We start from the raw sequence: 17106 nt of genomic DNA on the forward strand, positions 1-17106 counted from the left end.
AGTAACCGCAACCATGGCGGTTTCCGTAACCCTGCCGGCGCTCGGCGAGAGCGTGACCGAGGGCACTGTCACCCGCTGGCTGAAGGCCGAGGGCGAGCGCGTCGAGGCCGACGAGCCGCTGCTCGAGGTCTCGACCGACAAGGTCGACACCGAGATCCCCTCCCCCGCGTCCGGCGTGCTCGCGTCCATCAAGGTCGCCGAGGACGAGACGGTCGAGGTCGGCGCCGAGCTGGCCGTCATCGACGACGGCAGCGGCGGCGGCGCGCCCGCGGCTGCCCCGGCTGCGGCGGCCGAGCCCGAGCCCGCCCAGGCGCCGGCAGCTCCCGAGCCCGCCCAGGCACCTGCGGCTCCCGAGCCCGCTCAGGCGGCTCCGTCCACCGAGCAGGCGGCGCCCGCGCCCGCCCCGACCGCCGAGGCGGCCAGCGGTGGCGGCGGCGCGAGCGGTACCGACGTCGTCCTGCCCGCGCTCGGTGAGTCCGTCACCGAGGGCACCGTGACCCGTTGGCTGAAGGCCGTCGGCGAGAGCGTCGAGGCCGACGAGCCGCTGCTGGAGGTCTCGACCGACAAGGTCGACACCGAGATCCCGTCGCCGGTGGCGGGCACCCTGCTGGAGATCCTGGTCCAGGAGGACGAGACCGCGGAGGTCGGCGCGAAGCTGGCCGTGGTCGGCGCCGCTGGTGCCGCCCCGGCCGCGGCACCCGCGCCCGCGGCCCCGGCTCCCGCCGAGGCACCCGCCCCGACTCCGGCTCCGGCCCCCGCGGCTCCCGCCCCCGCCGCACCGGCCGCTCCGGCCGCTCCGGCACCGGCCCCCGCGCCTGTCGCCGCCGCACCGGCTCCCGCGCCCGCCGCACCCGCGCCCGCCGCTCCGGCTCCGGCGCCCGCTCCGGTGGCCCCGGCCGCCCCGGCTCCCGTCGCCACCAGCGGTGACGACGGCGCCTACGTCACCCCGCTGGTCCGCAAGCTCGCCTCGGAGAGCGGCGTGGACCTCGGCTCGGTGCGCGGCACCGGCGTCGGCGGCCGCATCCGCAAGCAGGACGTCATCTCCGCCGCGGAGGCCGCCAAGGCCGCCGCGTCGAAGCCGGCGCCCGCCGCGGCCCAGAAGGCGGCGCCCTCGGTGTCGCCGCTGCGCGGCCAGACGGTCAAGATGACCCGGATGCGCAAGGTCATCGGCGACAACATGATGAAGGCCCTGCACTCGCAGGCGCAGCTCACCAGCGTCGTCGAGGTGGACCTGACCCGTGTGATGCGGCTGCGCAACGCGGCGAAGGACGCCTTCGCGGCCCGTGAGGGCGTGAAGCTGTCCCCGATGCCGTTCTTCGTCAAGGCGGCGGCCCAGGCGCTGAAGGCCCACCCGGTCATCAACGCCCGGATCAACGAGGACGAGGGCACGATCACCTACTTCGACTCCGAGAACATCGGGATCGCGGTGGACTCCGAGCGCGGTCTGATGACCCCGGTCATCAAGGGTGCGGGCGACCTCAACATCGCCGGTATCGCCAAGAAGACCGCGGAGCTCGCGGGCAACGTGCGGGCCAGCAAGATCACCCCGGACGACCTGGCGGGCGCGACCTTCACGATCAGCAACACCGGTTCGCGCGGCGCGCTGTTCGACACGGTCATCGTGCCGCCGAACCAGGCCGCCATCCTCGGTGTCGGCGCGACCGTCAAGCGCCCGGTGGTCGTCGAGACCCCCGACGGCACGGTCATCGGCGTCCGGGACATGACGTACCTGGCGCTCTCCTACGACCACCGGCTGGTGGACGGCGCGGACGCCGCCCGTTACCTGACGGCGGTCAAGGAGATCCTCGAAGCGGGCGAGTTCGAGGTCGAGCTGGGCCTGTAAGGCCGCACACGGGCCTGTACGGCGTGTATGACGGAGCCCCCGTCCCTCTTCCGGGACGGGGGCTCCTTCGCGTCCCGGCGGGCCCCCGCAGCTGCCTGCGGGGAGGCAGCGCCGCTTCCTGGTCGTATCGTCTATGTCACGCAAACCGTGAAGGAGCGCCCCATGGCCCCTGCCGTCGTCCAGCACTTGGTCGTCCACAGCCTGCGTGAGCAGATCCGGGAGCACATCCTCGAAGGCATCGTGAGCGGGCGCTGGAAGCCGGGCGAGCGGATCGTGGAGCGCCGGATCGCGGTGGAGCTCCAGGTCAGCCAGACGCCGGTGCGGGAGGCGCTGCGGGAGCTGGAGACGCTGCGGCTGATCGAGTCCGCGCCGAACAAGGGCGTACGCGTACGGAGCCTGACCGCCGCAGACCTCAAGGAGAGCTATCCGGTGCGCGCCGGGCTCGAACAGGTCGCCGCGGAACTGGCCGCGGCCCGGCTCGCCGCCGACCCCGCCGCCCTCGAACGCGAGGTGGCCGCCCTGCGCGACGCCGACGCCGCCCTGGACAGCGAGGCCCAGGTCAGGCACACCGTCGCCTTCCACCACGAGCTGGTGCGCGCGGCCGACAACGCGGTGCTGCTGCACGCCTGGGAGTCGCTGGGCATCGAGGTCTGGACGACGCTGTCCATCCGCTGGCTGAGCCCGGAGCCCCGCCCGTACGCGGCCGAGCACCAGGACATAGTCGACGCCTTCGTACGCCGTGACCCGGACATCTGCGGTCTCATCAAGTCCCACGTCCTGAGCTGCGCTCCCCAGGTCTGACGACATCCCCCGCGGCCCCGGCGGCCGGCGGTTTCCGTGACATGCAAGGCCACAAGGCCGAGGCACCCCGTGCCTTAAGGTCTGGCACCCCGTGCCGTCTTGGAATTACTGGCCCGGAAGCCATTGATCGATCATCGATCGTCGGCGTATCGTCGTCGGTGGGGAACAGCCCTGTCGTGCCGACAAGCGCATTCCCCACCCCCAACCTCCGTTCGAAGGCGGCACCCATGCCCGACGACGTACGCCCCCCGCGGGGCCAGCTCGACCAGATCCCGGACCGCGACCCGGAAGAGACCTCGGAGTGGCTCGCGTCGCTGGAGGCGGTCGCCAAGGCGGCCGGTCCGCACCGGGCCGCGTATCTGATGCGTCGCACCCTGGAAAGCGCCGGGGCGGGCGTCGGGCTTCCGTCGCTGCTCGAAACCGAGTACATCAACACGATCCCGACCTCCGCCGAGCCCGCCTACCCGGGCGACGAGGCACTGGAGGCGCGGATCACCGCGTGGAACCGGTGGAACGCGGCGGCCATGGTCACCCGCGGCAGCCGCCTGGGCCTCGGCGGCCACATCGCGACCTTCGCCTCGGCGGCCTGGCTCTACGAGACCGGCTTCCAGCACTTCTTCAGGGGCAAGGAGGGCGCGGGCAGCGGGGACCAGCTCTATCTCCAGGGCCACGCCTCCCCCGGCATCTACGCCCGCGCGTTCCTCGACGGGCGGCTGACCGAGGGCCAGCTCGACCGCTTCCGCCAGGAGGCGAACGGCGACGGCCTGCCCTCGTACCCGCACCCGCGGCGGCTGCCCTGGCTGTGGGAGTTCCCCACCGTCTCGATGGGCCTCGGCCCGCTGTCGGCGATCTACCAGGCGCGGTTCAACCGCTATCTGGAGCACCGCGGCATCAAGGACACCTCGGACTCCCACGTGTGGGCGTTCCTCGGTGACGGCGAGATGGACGAGCCCGAGTCGACCGCCGCCCTGGCGCTGGCCGGCCGCGAGGGCCTGGACAACCTCACCTTCGTCATCAACTGCAATCTCCAGCGGCTCGACGGCCCGGTCCGCCCCAACTTCAAGATCGTGCAGGAGCTGGAGTCCCAGTTCCGCGCGGCGGGCTGGAACGTGGTCAAGTCGCTGTGGGGCGCGGCCTGGGACGACGTGCTCGCCCAGGACGTGGACGGCGCGCTGCTCAAGCGGCTGCGCGAGGTCCCGGACGCGCAGTTCCAGACGTACGCCACGCGCGACGCGGCCTATCTGCGCGAGCACTTCTTCGGCGCGGACCCCTCGCTGCGCACGATCGGCGCCCGGCTGACCGACGCCAAGCTGACCGAGCTGTTCCAGAGCTCGCGCGCGGGGCACGAGCCGCGCAAGGTCTACGCGGCCTACCGCGCGGCCGTCGAGCACAAGGGCGCGCCGACGGTGATCCTGGCGCAGACCGTCAAGGGCTGGACGCTGGGCGCGGGCTTCGAGTCGCGCAACGCCAACCACCAGATGAAGAAGCTGACGGGCGCTCAGTTCCGTACGATGCGCGACCTGTTGGAGCTGCCGATCCCGGACAGCGCGCTGGACGCGGACGTGGTCCCGTACTGGCACCCCGGGGAGAACTCGCCCGAGGTGCGGTACCTGCGCGAGCGGCGGGCGGCGCTCGGGGGTCTCGCCCCGGCCCGCAAGGTGGTCGCCAAACCGCTGCCGCTGCCGCCGGACAAGGCGTACAAGGCGCTGGAGAAGGGTTCGGGCACGCAGGAGATCGCCACCACGATGGCGTTCGTGCGGCTGGTCAAGGACCTGATGCGGGAGAAGGAGACCGGCCGCCGCTGGGTGCCGATCGTCCCCGACGAGGCCCGCACCTTCGGCATGGAGTCGCTGTTCCCGTCCGCGGGTCTGTACTCGCCGAAGGGGCAGACGTACGACCCGGTCGACCGCGACCAACTCCTGTACTACAAGGAGGCGAAGGACGGTCAGATCCTCAACGAGGGGATCACCGAGGCCGGTTCGCTCGCCGACTTCACGGCCGCCGCGACCGCGTACGCGACGCACGGCGAGCCGATGATCCCGTTCTACATCTTCTACTCGATGTTCGGCTGGCAGCGGACCGCCGACCAGTTCTGGGCGCTGGCCGACCAGCTCGGCCGCGGCTTCGTGATCGGCGCCACCGCGGGCAAGACCACGATGACCGGCGAGGGCCTGCAACACGCCGACGGCCACTCGCACTTGATCGCCTCCACCAACCCGGCGGCGCTCTCGTACGACCCGGCGTTCGCGTACGAGGTCGCGGTGATCGTCCGCGAGGGTCTGCGGCGGATGTACGGGCCGGACGCCGAGGATGTCTTCTACTACCTGACGGTCTACAACGAGCCGAAGGTGCAGCCCGCGATGCCCGAGGGCGTCGAGGACGGCATCCTCAAGGGCCTCTACCGCTTCCAGCAGGCGCAGGACCCGGCGGCGGACGCGGCCAGGCTGCAACTGCTGGCGTCCGGCACCGCGATCCACTGGGCGCTGGACGCGCAGCGGATACTGGCGCAGGAGTGGGGTGTGGCCGCCGACGTGTGGTCCGCGCCGTCCTGGACCGAGCTGCGGCGCGAGGCGCTGGAGTGCGACGCGGCCCGGCTGCGCGGCGAGGAGCGGGTGCCGTACGTGACGCGGGCGCTGGAAGGCGCGCCGGGTCCCGTGGTCGCGGTCAGCGACTGGATGCGGGCGGTGCCCGACCAGATCGCGCAGTGGGTGGAGCAGGACTGGACGTCGGTGGGCACCGACGGCTTCGGCCTGTCCGACACCCGCGACGCGGCCCGCCGCCACTTCGGGGTGGACCCGCGGTCGCTGGTGGTCGCGGCGCTCGCCGCGCTCGCCCGGCGCGGCGACATCAAGCCCGAGACGGTCAAGGAGGCCGCCGAGCGGTACGGCCTGTAAGGCCGATGGCGGACGGGCGCGGTACGCGTCCCGTCCGCGCCCCGAACAGCCCTGGTACGGCCGCGCGCGGACCTTCGCACCCCGCGCGGCCGTATCCGCCTCAGAGAATATTCATAGGTTTCAGCAGACGTTTCCGGCCACCCGCGAGTCACCCCGTGCCACCGGCCGCGGCGGCCCTCCGCAGAGCCCGCGAAACCGCGCGCGGCCCGTACCGTACGGGATGTGCGGCGGTACGGGTGCGGCCCTGTGGAACGCGAGAGGTGCGTGAATCGGCTACCGCCCGCTCCCGTCCTGGCCGGAAAGAGATTGCGGGCGCATACAGCTACCGGCTACGTTCCCTCGGATGCCACCAAATCCCAGCCCTCTGACGGCTCCGACCGCCGAGGATTTCCGCGCCTGGCACCGGGTGCAGTCGGCCGCTCTCGCACACGACCGGCCAGGTGAGCCCGTGCTGTCCGCCACCGCCCTCCAGGCGAAGCTGACGACGACGGGGAACCGCAGCAGGCTGCTGCTGTGGCTGGTGCGCAACGCGAACGAGGAGCCGGTGGCCACCGCGACCCTGCGGCTGTTCAGCGAACCGGGGCGCAGCCACCTCGCCGAGGTCAGGATGACCGTCCACCCCGCCTACCGGCGGCTGGGCACCGGCTCGCGGCTGCTGTCCACGGTGACCGAGGCCGCGGCCGAGGCGGGCTGCCGCAGCGTGGTCACCGAGGTCATGGCGGGTACCCCGCACGAGGGATTTCTGGCCACCCGCGACTTCCATCCGGTCCTGCGGCTGACCTGGCAGCGGCTCGCGCTCGACGACGTACCCGACCGTATCCACAAGCTCCCCGACGTCCCGCACCCCGGCTACCGGCTGACGTCCTGGGACGGGGTCGTCCCCGACGCGCTCGCCGAGAGCTTCGCGGACGCCCGGCGCGCCATGGACGACATGCCGACCGGCGCCATGGACTTCGGCGAGGTGCGCTGGGACGTGGCCGCGGTCCGCGAGGCCGCCGAGGTGATCGCCCGGCGCGGCGAGCAACTGCTGACGGTCGCCGCGGTGGACGCGCTCGACGGCTCCGTCGCCGGTTACACCGAGCTGGTGATCCCGGCGGAGGGCGCGGGCACCGCCCAGCAGTACGACACGGCCGTCCTCCCCGCGCACCGCGGCCACGGCCTCGGGCTGTGGGTGAAGGCCGAGATGCTGCGCCGGGTACGGGAGGAATTCCCGCAGCTCACCGCCGTGCAGACGGACAACGCCGACGACAACCGGCACATGCTGGCCCTCAACACCGCGCTCGGCTTCCGGCCGCTGCGCCGCACGGTCGAGTACCAGCTCACCCTCGGTCGGCGCTGACCCCCCGGACCTCGTACAGTGGGCGACCCACCCCGCACGGATGGAGTCCGTAACGACACGGGCGCATCCGGGGCACTCCGCGTGCGGGTGCGCGCGGCAACCGGGAAGCTGGACCAGTGATGGACGAGACGGAGTTCTGGGAGATCGTCGACCGTACGCGAGAGGCGGCGGACGGCGATCCGGAGGAGCATGCCGACCTGCTGATCGAGCGGCTGGCCCAGCTCGACCCGGATTCCGTGGTGGACTTCGCCCGGCACTTCGAGACCCGGTTCGTCCGGGCCTTCCGCTGGGATCTGTGGGGCGCCGCCGACATCATGCTGGGCGGCGCGGACGACGAGTCCTTCGACTACTTCCGCTGCTGGCTGATCGGCCAGGGCCGCCATGTCTTCGAGGGCGGTCTGGCCGCCCCCGACGACCTGGCCTTCCTCGTCACCGAGTTCGACCCGGAGACGGACGGCGACGCGGAGGATCTGGGCTACGCGGCGGACGAGGCGTACGAACAGCTCACCGGGGTCCGGCTGCCGGACCTCGAACTCGCGCAGCCGGAGCAGCCGGAGGGCGAGTCGCTGGACATGGACGAGGAGCGGGCGATGGCGGAGCGGTATCCGCAGCTGTGGTCGCGCTTCGGCTGAGCCGGCTCTGGCGGCGCGGTTCTGTCGGGTTCTGTCGGCGCGGCTCTGTCGCTCGGCTCGGCTTTGTCGGCGGGGCACCGTCGGCTCGGTTCTGTCGACGGGGCACTGTCGGCTCGGTTCTGTCGGCTCAGACCGCCGTGAGGTCGACCGCCCGGCCCATCAGGACGTCGTCCACGTAGGCGCCGTCCAGCAGGAACTCCCCCGGCAGCACGCCCTCCACGGCGAAGCCGACCGACTCGTAGAGCCGCCGGGCCGGGGCGTTGTGCCCCAGCACCCGCAGGGTGATCCGGACGGCGCCCTGCCGCCGCGCCTCGGCGACGGCAGCGTCCATCAGCGTGCGCGCGATGCCCCGCCCGCGCGCCCAGGTGTCGACGGCCAGACCCTGTATCTGCCGCACATGCGCGTTGCAGGCCAGGGCGGTCGGCGGGACCAGCTTGAGATATCCGGCCAGCCGGCCCTCGGCCTCGGCGACCAGGACGTACCGGTGTCCGTCGGGCGAGCCGTAGAAGGCGGCGCCGGGCGCCGGTGCGGGCTGTACGGAGTGCAGCGGGGACCAGGTACGGGCGTCGAGGGCCGCGAGGGCGGAGTCGTCGGCGCGGGTCGCGGGCCGGACGGTCGCTGAGGTCATGCCGGTCACTGTGCCATGGCGCGCCGCGCGCCGGCATCGGACGTCCCGGGCCGTCGGCGGGCACAATGCGACTATGCGTATCGCAGTCACGGGTTCCTCCGGTCTGATCGGCTCCGCCCTGTCCCGCTCGCTCGCCGCGGACGGCCACGACGTCGTACGGCTGGTGCGGCGCGCGCCCGTCGGTCCCGCCGAGGTGCGCTGGGATCCGGCGCGCGGCACGGTGGACACCGCGGGTCTCGAGGGCTGCGAGGCCGTCGTGCACCTGGCGGGCGCCGGGATCGGCGACCGCCGCTGGACCGACAGCCGCAAGAAGGAGCTGGTGGACAGCCGGGTGCTCGGCACCGGCGCCGTCGCCAAGGCCGCCGCCGCGCTCGACACCCCGCCTCGGGTCCTGGTCAGCGCGAGCGCGATCGGCATCTACGGCGACACCGGCGACACGGCCGTCGACGAGGACAGCCCGGTGGGCAGCGGCTTCCTGGCCGAGCTGTGCCAGGAGTGGGAGGCCGCGGCCGATCCCGCCCGCGCGGCCGGCATCCGTACCGTCCACCCCCGTACGGGCCTGGTCGTCGCCAAGGGCGGCGGCGCGTGGGCGCGGCTGTTCCCGCTGTTCAAGGCCGGGCTCGGCGGACGCCTGGGCGACGGACGGCAGTTCTGGAGCTTCATCGCCCTGCACGACGAGGTGGCCGCCATTCGCTACGCGCTGGACACGGCCGATCTGTCCGGGCCGGTCAACCTCACCGCGCCCGAGCCGCTGACCAACCGTGAGATCACCGCCGAGATGGGGCGCGTCCTGCACCGCCCCACCGTGGCCGCGGTCCCGGAGTCCGTCCTGCGCCTGGTCCTCGGCGAACTGGCCCAGGACGTCACCGGCAGCCAACGGGTCCGCCCCAAGCGCCTCTTGGACTCCGGCTTCCGCTTCGCCTTTCCCGAATTCGCGCAGGCCGTGACGGCGGCTCTCGCCGAATAGCCGCTGCCGCGGCGCCTACGACGGCGGGGCGGGGCGGCTCTCGGGCGGCGGGCGGATTGGCGACCGGGCCGGATGGGTGACCGGGCCGGAGACATTCGGCCGGGGGTGCCGAAAAGCGCTGGATAAGGGCTGGAATCGGCGGGTTGCCCCGGCATCAGATGGCTTTGATGAGGGCATGACCTTTACCAGCGTTCTGCGACGCCTCGGGCGTGACGCCGACGTGAGCGGGGATTCGAACCCGACCTCGGGGAGGGGCACAGTGCTCTCACCAGCACGCCGTGACGTCGCGGGAATCGTGGACGTCGTCGTGATCGGCGCAGGCATATCCGGGCTGTCCGCCGCGCATCAACTCATCGGCGGCGGCCTGTCGGTCACCGTCCTGGAGGCCGCCGACCACGTCGGCGGCCGCATGGCCACCGACGTGGTGGACGGCTTCCGGCTCGACCGCGGCGCTCACCTGCTCAACACGTCCTATCCGGAACTGCGCCGCACGCCGGGGCTGCGGGGGCTGCCGCTGGCGCCGCTCGCGCCCGGCGCCCTGGTCAGAGCCGACGGGCGCGGCTACCGGGTCGGAGACGCGCGCGGCTCCCGTACCGTTCGCGGCTCGGCCCGTGCCCCGATCGGCTCCACGCTGGACCGGGCCCGGCTCGGCACCACCCTCAACCGCCTTGCCGCGACGCCCGCCTCACGGCTCGCCAGCCGCCCCGAGACGACCGCCGCGCGGGCGCTGAGCGCACGCGGTTTCGCGCCGCGGACCGTCGAGGGCTTCGTACGGCCGCTGCTGGCCGCCCTGTTGTGCGACCCGGAGCTGCAAACCTCCAGCCGCTGCGCCGACTTGGTACTGCGCGGCTTCGCCCGCGGCCGTACGTGCCTGCCCGCGACGGGCGCGGCGTCCGTACCGCGGCGGCTCGCCGCGGGGCTCCCGCCGGGCGCGGTACGGCTCGGCACGCGCGCGGTGCGGGTCGCCGTCAACTGCGTGCAGACCGAGGACGGCACCGAACTGCCCTGCCGGGCCGTGCTGGTGGCCACCGGGGCGCGGGCCGCGGCCGAACTCCTGCCGGGGCTGCGGGTGCCGTCCTTCCACGAGGTCACCGTCCTGCACCACGCGGCGCCCGTCCCACCCGTACGCGAGCCGGTGCTCGTCCTCGACGCCGACCGCATGGGGCCCGTCTCACACACTCTCCCGGTCAGTGAGATCGACCCGAGCCGGGCGCCGGCCGGGCGCGCCCTCGTCACGTCCGTCGTCCTCGGGCCGCCGCCCGACGGGGCGGGCGACAAGACCGTCCGCGCTCACCTCGCCGAGCTGTACGAGACCTCCACCGACGCGTGGGAGCTGCTCGCCGTCCACAACGATCCCGAGGCCGTGCCGGCCATGCCCGCGCCCCACGATTTGCGGCGTCCCGCCCGGCTCCTCGACGGTCTCTACATCTGCGGTGCCCACCGCACCACCAGCACGCCCCAGGGCGCCCTTCTCTCCGCCCGCCGCGCCGCCCACAGCATCCTCCGCGACGCCGTCCCCCACCCCGCCGACACCCCCACCCCCCAGGCCGCCTAGCCCCTGCCCCACCGGGGCCGGTTCTTCGCCCGCGCCACCGTCGGTGGCCGAGCGCGCACTTCCCCGCGCCCCTCAAAAGACCGGCTCACCGCCCGGCCGAAAGACAGTCGCCCCGCCAGGGGCGCGAGGAACTGCGCGAGCAACCCACCACCGGCCGGTGGCCCGAACACCACCGAGCTGCCCCGCCGGGACCGGTGGTGACCTGCGGTCTGGACGAAAGACGGTGCGCCCCGTCAGGGGCGCGAGGAACTGCGCGAGCAACCCACCACCGGCCCGGTGGACCGAACACCGCCGAGCTGCCCCGCCGGGGCCGGTGGTGACCCGCAGGAGCATCATGGCTGAGCGCGCAGTTCCCCGCGCCCCTCAAAAGACCGGCTCACCGCCCCGACGAAAGACAGTCGCCCCGCCAGGGGCGCGAGGAACTGCGCGAGCAACCCACCACCGGCCCGGTGGACCGAAGAACCACCGAACCACCCCACCGGGACCGGTGGTGACCCGCGGTCTGGACGAAAGACAGTGCGCCCCGCCAGGGGCGCGAGGAACTGCGCGGCCCGCCCCCACCCGCCCGGTGGACCGAACACCACCGAACCGCCCCGGCGGGGCGGGGGGAACGTCAGGGGACCGCACCCCTGGGGGGGACCCACCTGCGGGAGGTGGGTAAGGGACCGTGACCGGAGGTCGTCATGGGGCGACCAGCCCCAAGGCGACGGCGCGGTCGCGAAAGGCGCGAACGGCCGCGGCATCGCGATACGGCTCAAGGCGCCGCCCGAAGTCCCGCACGTACTCGACGGCGCGAGCCGACCGCATCTCGGTGGCCTGCTGCATGACCTCGATGCCGAGAGCACAGGCGCCGTCCACCTCCCCGAGCCCGAGGCGAGCGGAAGCGAGCACGGTGCGGCAGAAGAGCCGGCTGCGGGCGTACGCGGGGGCGCGGAGCTGGAGGGAGCGCTCGGCGTGCTGCGCGGCGGCCCGGTGCAGTTGGAGGTCCCGGTGGCAGTGCCCGAACTCGTCGGCGAGCTGGGCCTCGTCGAAGAAGCGCGCCCAGGAGGGCACCTCGTCACCGGAGCGGGCCGCCCCGAGCGAGCGTTCGGCCCGCGCGAGCGCCGCGGAACACGCGCGGATCTCACCGAGCAGCCCGTGCCCGCGCGCCTCGGCACTGTGCAGCAGGGCCTGGACGACGGCGGGCGCGCCGGAGCCGACGCCCTGCTGGGCGACCCGGGCGAGCTGGACGGCCTCGCGGCCGTGCCCGAGGTAGACGGCCTGGCGGCTCATGGTGACGAGCACGTAGCCGCCGTAGACCCGGTCCCCCGCGGCCTGCGAGAGCCGTAGCGCCTGGACGAAGTAGCGCTGCGCGAGCCCGTGCGCGCCGATGTCGTACGACGTCCATCCGGCGAGCCGGGTGAGGTCGGCGACGGAGGAGAACAGGCGGCGGCCGAGTGCCTCGCCGTAACTGCCGCGCAGCATCGGCTCGGCCTCGTGCTCCAGGTAACGGACGAGGGCCTGGCGGGCGTGGCCGCCGCCGTACGCGTGGTCGAGCCCCCGGAAGAGGTCGCCGACGGCGCGCAGGGCGGCGATGTCACCGGCCCCGACCTTGGCGCGGGGCGGCCCGGCCTTGGCCGCGAGCCCCGGCCCCGGCGCGGGTCCGGGCGCGGCGGACGGCGGGAGCCCCAGGGGGCCGGGGCCGCGGCTCTGCGCGGGCACCCGTACCGGCGTGGCGTCGGCGCCCCGCGCGACTCTCTCGTCGGCGCGGCCGATCAGCCAGTCGCGGCTGGGCACGACGAGCCCGGCCGCGGTGAAGGCGATCTTCCGCAGCTCCGTCTGGTTGCCGGTGTCCTTGCGCCACAGGCCGCTGACGATGTCCACCGCCTCGTCGGGCGACCCGGCGAATTCGAGGCCCGCGTAGACCGGCGCGCACGCGTCGAGCCCGAGGTCCTGGGCGGAGAGCCGGCGGCCGAGCCGTTGGGTGAAGACCTCGGCGATCAGCGCGGGTGTGGTGCCGCGTGGCTGCTGGCCGCGCAGCCAGCGGGTCACCGAGGTCTTGTCGTACCGCAGGTCGAGGCCGTGCTCTATGCCGAGCTGGTCGACCCGGCGGGCGAGCCCCGCGTTGGAGAAGCCTGCCTCCGCGATCAACGAGGCGAGTCTGCTGTTGGGACGGGTCGGGGTTCGCTGCGTGGAACGGTCCGTCATCGGCAGTGCGGTCCACTTCCTGGGACTGGGGAGGTAACCGGAACGGCGTGAATGTAACGGTCGGTACCGGGAAGCTCACCGTAAGACCTCGTTATTCGCCCGAATGGGCGATAAGGACCCTCAAGGGTCGGTAAACCGCCCCGGTCGGTCGGAGACACCGTGCTATTGCGCCGTTCTCAAGCCCCGCCCCCACAGGACGGGAAGCTTCGGCCCCGCTCGGGCCCCACGGACCCGCCGCCGTACAGTGGCAGAGGCGCGAAACAAGCACCGCCGGGCACGCAGAGGAGTGGTCATGGGGTTTCCGCAGGACGCCGCGCGGACGGACGAGCTGCGCTTCGTCCACCTGGGGTTCGGGGCCGACGCCGTCGAGTACACCGAGGCGTGGCAGGAACAGCGCCGGGTGCACGCCGCACGCGTCGAGGACGAGATCCCCGACACCTGCCTGCTCCTCGAACACCCGCCGGTCTACACGGCGGGACGCCGTACGACCGACAGCGAGCGCCCCCTGGACGGCACCCCCGTGGTCGACGTGGACCGCGGCGGCAAGATCACCTGGCACGGCCCCGGCCAGCTCGTCGGCTACCCGATCCTGAAGCTGCCGCGCCCGGTCGACGTGGTCGCGCACGTACGCCGTCTGGAAGAGGCGCTGATCCGTACCTGCGCCGAATTCGGTCTGGAGACCACGCGCGTGGAGGGCCGCAGCGGGGTGTGGGTGCTCGGTGACCCGGTGGCGGACCGCCCGGCGGTCAACGGCCTGACCCTCGACCTCGACCCGCGGGTGGGAGCGGGCTCCTCGTCGAAGGGGGGCGAGGACAGCGAGTTCGACCCGCGGCTGAACGGCCCCGAGTACGCGCCCTCCAACGCCGGGCAGCGCCGCGAGGACCGCAAGCTCGCCGCGATCGGCATCCGCGTCGCCAAGGGCGTGACGATGCACGGCTTCGCGATGAACTGCGACCCCGACAACACCTGGTTCGACCGGATCGTGCCCTGCGGCATCCGCGACGCGGGCGTCACCTCGCTCTCCAACGAACTGGGCCGCGACATCGGCGTCACCGAGGTGCTGCCGGTGCTGGAACGGCACCTGGCGGACGTCCTGGGCGCGGTCGTGCCGCTGCCGCGGGCCGTATAGCCGGGGCGGTGGGCCGTACGACGGGGGCTCACGGGCCGTATCGCCGGCCGTACGACCGGGGGCTGACGGCCGGGGCCGGTGGCCGTACCGCCGGGCCTCGGCGGTAGCAGGTATCCGGCCGGGAATGCGGCTACGACACGGCTGGTTGCTTCCAGAGGAAGCCGCACGGATCAAGCCGTACGAATCACGGGCGTACTCTGGTGTTCGCCGAAGAATCGAAGCTTTAGGGAGCCGGTCGTGTCCGCAGTCGCACCCGACGGACGCAAGATGCTGCGCCTGGAGGTCCGCAACAGCCAGACCCCCATCGAGCGCAAGCCCGAGTGGATCAAGACCCGCGCCAAGATGGGCCCCGAGTACACCCAGATGCAGAAACTCGTGAAGAGCGAGGGGCTGCACACGGTGTGCCAGGAGGCCGGCTGTCCCAACATCTACGAATGCTGGGAGGACCGCGAGGCGACCTTCCTCATCGGCGGCGACCAGTGCACGCGGCGCTGCGACTTCTGCCAGATCGACACCGGCAAGCCGCAGGCGCTCGACCGTGACGAGCCGCGCCGCGTCGGCGAGTCCGTCGTCACGATGGACCTCAACTACGCCACGATCACCGGCGTCGCCCGCGACGACCTGGAGGACGGCGGCTCCTGGCTGTACGCGGAGACCGTCCGGCAGATCCACGCCATGACGGCGGCGCGCGAGGGCGGCCACACCAAGGTCGAGCTGCTCATCCCCGACTTCAACGCCGAGCCCGCGCAGCTCGCCGAGGTCTTCGGCTCCCGCCCCGAGGTGCTCGCGCACAACGTCGAGACGGTGCCACGGATCTTCAAGCGGATCCGTCCCGGCTTCCGCTACGAGCGCTCGCTCGAAGTGATCACCCGCGCCCGCGAGGCCGGTCTGGTCACCAAGTCCAACCTCATCCTGGGCATGGGCGAGGAGCGCGAGGAGATCAGCCAGGCGCTCCAGGACCTGCACGACGCGGGCTGCGAGCTGATCACCATCACGCAGTACCTGCGGCCGTCCGTGCGGCACCACCCGGTGGAGCGCTGGGTGAAGCCCGCGGAGTTCGTGGAGCTGAAGGAGGAGGCCGAGGAGCTCGGCTACGCGGGCGTCATGTCCGGGCCGCTGGTCCGTTCCTCGTACCGCGCCGGACGGCTCTTCCAGCAGGCCGTGGACAAGCGGCTGCGGGAGGGCGAGCGGCTGGCCGTGGGCCCGGTGGCGGCGCCCTCCGTATGACCCCGGCCGTGACCCCCGTCATGGCCCGTTCCGACCCTCGGTTCCGACCCTCGTCGTGTGAGTCCGCTCACCGCCGACGACGCCCCGCCGGGCGAGTGACCTGGCGGGGCGCCGTGCTGCCGGACCGATGCTTTCATGCGAGATTGACCGAGTGGTCACCGACTGGTAACACGTTGTGGCGACCCTGGTGTCACGCACGGGGCTCTTCGAGTCACCGGCGCTGCCCGCACCACGCGCGTCATCACGTACCGCCCCGCTTTACGTACCGCCCCGCACCTTCCTGCTCCCAGCTCTCAGCTCTCAGCTCTCAGCCGCATATGAGGGGGACGCCATGCCGTCCGAGTCCGTGCACATCCGTCCGGCCGTGGCGCTGCGCGCCGTGGAGTCCTTTCTGCTGCGCGGCGGGCAGCAGACAGCCCGCCGTAACGCCTGGGCAGCCGTCGTCGAGGACCGCCGCAGGGCCCGGGACCGGCGGGAGGCGCAGCACGAGATGGACGCCCTTGTGAGCGCCGCACGGGGAAGCGCCCTCAACGACTGAGCGGGCACCCCCCTCGCGTATCCTGAGCGGCATGGCGAGGAAGGAAACACCCGAGAACCCCGAGAATTCTGGACGACTGAAGCAGATCGTCCAGACCTACAAGATGACCAGGCAGGCCGACCCCAAGGTCGGGCTTGTCGTTGCGGCTGTGGGAATCGTCACCTTCGGTGTCATCCTCGCCCTCGGCTTCTTGATCGGTCACCCCATCTACGCAGGCATCCTTGGCTTCCTGCTGGCCTTCCTCGCGATGGCGGTCATCTTCGGCCGCCGGGCCGAGAAGGCCGCGTTCGGGCAGCTCGAAGGCAAGCCGGGCGCCGCCGCGGCCGTTCTGCAGAATGTCGGACGCGGCTGGACCGTCACCCCGGCCGTCGCGATGAACAAGAGCCAGGACGTGGTGCACCGCGCCGTCGGCAAGGCCGGTGTCGTCCTGATCGGTGAAGGCAACCCGAACCGTGTGAAGGGCCTGCTGGCCGCCGAGAAGAAGAAGGTCAACCGGGTCGTCTTCGACGTGCCGGTGCACGACTTCATCGTCGGCAACGGCCCGGACGAGCTGTCGCTGAAGAAGGTGCGCACCACGCTGCTGAAGCTGCCGCGCGTGCTGTCCGGCCCGAAGACGACCGAGGTGAACGACCGGCTGCGGGCGCTCGGGGATCTGATGAGCAACATGCCGATCCCGAAGGGCCCGATGCCCAAGGGGATGCGGATGCCGAAGGGCCGCTAGGCGGTCGGGGCACGGAGGTCGTTGTACGAAGGGGGTCAGGGGACAGCGTCCCCGGACCCCCTTTTTCTGTGCCTTCTTCCGTGTCTTCTTCTGCGTCCCGGCTGGGTCAGATCCGTACCTGTACGGACTTGGCGGCCTTGTCGTGCAGGCCGCGGGTGTCGCGGTCCCAGATGACGGCGGGGACGACGAGCAACAGCAGCGCCGTACGGATGACGACGGCGACGGCTCCCAGACGGCCGCCGTCGAGGCGTACGACGCGCAGGCCCATCAGCCGCTTGCCCAAGGTGGTGCCGACGGTCAGCAGCAGGACGACGCTGACCACGCCGAAGACGACGAGTGTCCAGGTATTGGACTTGCCGGCGTCACGGTGCGCGATCAGGCCGTATGCGATCAGCAGGCAGAGGAACCAGTCGATGAAGAGCGCCACGACGCGGCGCCCCACCGGCGCGATGGAACCCGGCCCGTTCTCCGGCAGTCCGAGGCGCTGCCCGCGGTAGCCGAACTCCACGCCCATCTGCTCGGCGGCGGCACCCGGGCCCGACAGCCACGATCCGATTGCATCCCTGTTGTCCACCCGACCACGGTAACCCGGCGCCGTCCGCGGCCCTACAGCGCGGTCGCGGACGGGGCCTTCCGGACGCCCAC

14 protein-coding genes are annotated in these 17106 nt (G+C 72.6%); 11 read left to right on the forward strand and 3 right to left on the reverse strand.

Annotation, left to right across the window (positions count from 1 at the left end; translation table 11 throughout):
• Nucleotides 1-13: 13 nt before the first annotated feature.
• The 5 genes from sucB (at nucleotide 14) to ACIO6U_RS01685 (ending at nucleotide 7509) form a co-directional block, all read left to right on the forward strand.
• On the forward strand, nucleotides 14-1843 hold the full coding sequence (sucB, locus tag ACIO6U_RS01665; protein WP_401714787.1) for a 2-oxoglutarate dehydrogenase, E2 component, dihydrolipoamide succinyltransferase: 1830 nt from the start codon (nucleotides 14-16) through the stop codon (nucleotides 1841-1843).
• 162 nt (nucleotides 1844-2005) lie between these two features.
• Nucleotides 2006-2644: a GntR family transcriptional regulator gene (locus ACIO6U_RS01670; protein WP_355334328.1), complete on the forward strand. Its 639-nt coding sequence runs from the start codon at nucleotides 2006-2008 to the stop codon at nucleotides 2642-2644.
• A 227-nt stretch (nucleotides 2645-2871) separates the two neighbouring features.
• The gene (gene aceE / locus ACIO6U_RS01675) at nucleotides 2872-5538 is read left to right on the forward strand and encodes a pyruvate dehydrogenase (acetyl-transferring), homodimeric type (RefSeq protein ID WP_355334331.1); all 2667 of its coding nucleotides are present in this window, start codon (nucleotides 2872-2874) and stop codon (nucleotides 5536-5538) included.
• A gap of 448 nt (nucleotides 5539-5986) precedes the next feature.
• Nucleotides 5987-6877 carry a GNAT family N-acetyltransferase gene (locus tag ACIO6U_RS01680; protein WP_391159838.1) on the forward strand — a complete coding sequence of 297 codons (891 nt, stop codon included), beginning with the start codon at nucleotides 5987-5989 and terminating at the stop codon, nucleotides 6875-6877.
• A 119-nt stretch (nucleotides 6878-6996) separates the two neighbouring features.
• On the forward strand, nucleotides 6997-7509 hold the full coding sequence (locus tag ACIO6U_RS01685) for a DUF4240 domain-containing protein (RefSeq protein ID WP_401714790.1): 513 nt from the start codon (nucleotides 6997-6999) through the stop codon (nucleotides 7507-7509).
• 127 nt (nucleotides 7510-7636) lie between these two features.
• On the opposite strand, the gene ACIO6U_RS01690 is transcribed toward ACIO6U_RS01685, so the two are convergent.
• On the reverse strand, nucleotides 7637-8137 hold the full coding sequence (locus tag ACIO6U_RS01690; RefSeq protein WP_401303883.1) for a GNAT family N-acetyltransferase: 501 nt from the start codon (nucleotides 8135-8137) through the stop codon (nucleotides 7637-7639).
• A 73-nt stretch (nucleotides 8138-8210) separates the two neighbouring features.
• On the opposite strand from ACIO6U_RS01690, the gene ACIO6U_RS01695 reads away from it, so the two are divergent.
• Both ACIO6U_RS01695 and ACIO6U_RS01700 read left to right on the forward strand, forming a co-directional pair.
• Nucleotides 8211-9104, forward strand: coding sequence for a TIGR01777 family oxidoreductase (locus ACIO6U_RS01695; protein WP_355334341.1), 894 nt, complete (start codon nucleotides 8211-8213; stop codon nucleotides 9102-9104).
• Nucleotides 9105-9363: 259 nt separating this feature from the next.
• Entirely contained in the window at nucleotides 9364-10659 is a 1296-nt protein-coding gene (locus ACIO6U_RS01700) for an NAD(P)/FAD-dependent oxidoreductase (RefSeq protein ID WP_355334343.1), read from the forward strand.
• 681 nt (nucleotides 10660-11340) lie between these two features.
• Here the strand turns inward: ACIO6U_RS01700 and ACIO6U_RS01705 are convergent.
• Complete coding sequence (locus ACIO6U_RS01705) at nucleotides 11341-12846, reverse strand: regulator (protein ID WP_401714793.1); 1506 nt, start codon at nucleotides 12844-12846, stop codon at nucleotides 11341-11343.
• 292 nt (nucleotides 12847-13138) lie between these two features.
• Here ACIO6U_RS01705 and lipB point away from each other — a divergent pair, with 292 nt between their 5' ends.
• The 4 genes from lipB to ACIO6U_RS01725 all read left to right on the forward strand — a co-directional run bounded on the left by lipB (nucleotide 13139) and on the right by ACIO6U_RS01725 (nucleotide 16461).
• The gene (lipB, locus tag ACIO6U_RS01710) at nucleotides 13139-13975 is read left to right on the forward strand and encodes a lipoyl(octanoyl) transferase LipB (RefSeq protein ID WP_355334348.1); all 837 of its coding nucleotides are present in this window, start codon (nucleotides 13139-13141) and stop codon (nucleotides 13973-13975) included.
• Nucleotides 13976-14212: 237 nt separating this feature from the next.
• Nucleotides 14213-15202: a lipoyl synthase gene (gene lipA, locus ACIO6U_RS01715; RefSeq protein WP_401714795.1), complete on the forward strand. Its 990-nt coding sequence runs from the start codon at nucleotides 14213-14215 to the stop codon at nucleotides 15200-15202.
• Between the two features lie 331 nt (nucleotides 15203-15533).
• The gene (locus ACIO6U_RS01720; protein ID WP_355334353.1) at nucleotides 15534-15740 is read left to right on the forward strand and encodes a hypothetical protein; all 207 of its coding nucleotides are present in this window, start codon (nucleotides 15534-15536) and stop codon (nucleotides 15738-15740) included.
• Nucleotides 15741-15771: 31 nt separating this feature from the next.
• The gene (locus tag ACIO6U_RS01725; RefSeq protein WP_355334356.1) at nucleotides 15772-16461 is read left to right on the forward strand and encodes a DUF4191 domain-containing protein; all 690 of its coding nucleotides are present in this window, start codon (nucleotides 15772-15774) and stop codon (nucleotides 16459-16461) included.
• A 106-nt stretch (nucleotides 16462-16567) separates the two neighbouring features.
• On the opposite strand, the gene ACIO6U_RS01730 is transcribed toward ACIO6U_RS01725, so the two are convergent.
• Nucleotides 16568-17035, reverse strand: a complete 468-nt coding sequence (locus tag ACIO6U_RS01730) for an RDD family protein (protein WP_188283232.1) — start codon at nucleotides 17033-17035, stop codon at nucleotides 16568-16570.
• Nucleotides 17036-17106: the final 71 nt, after the last annotated feature.

Source organism: Streptomyces sp. NPDC087422, assembly GCF_044744145.1.
Taxonomy (GTDB): Bacteria; Actinomycetota; Actinomycetes; order Streptomycetales; family Streptomycetaceae; genus Actinacidiphila.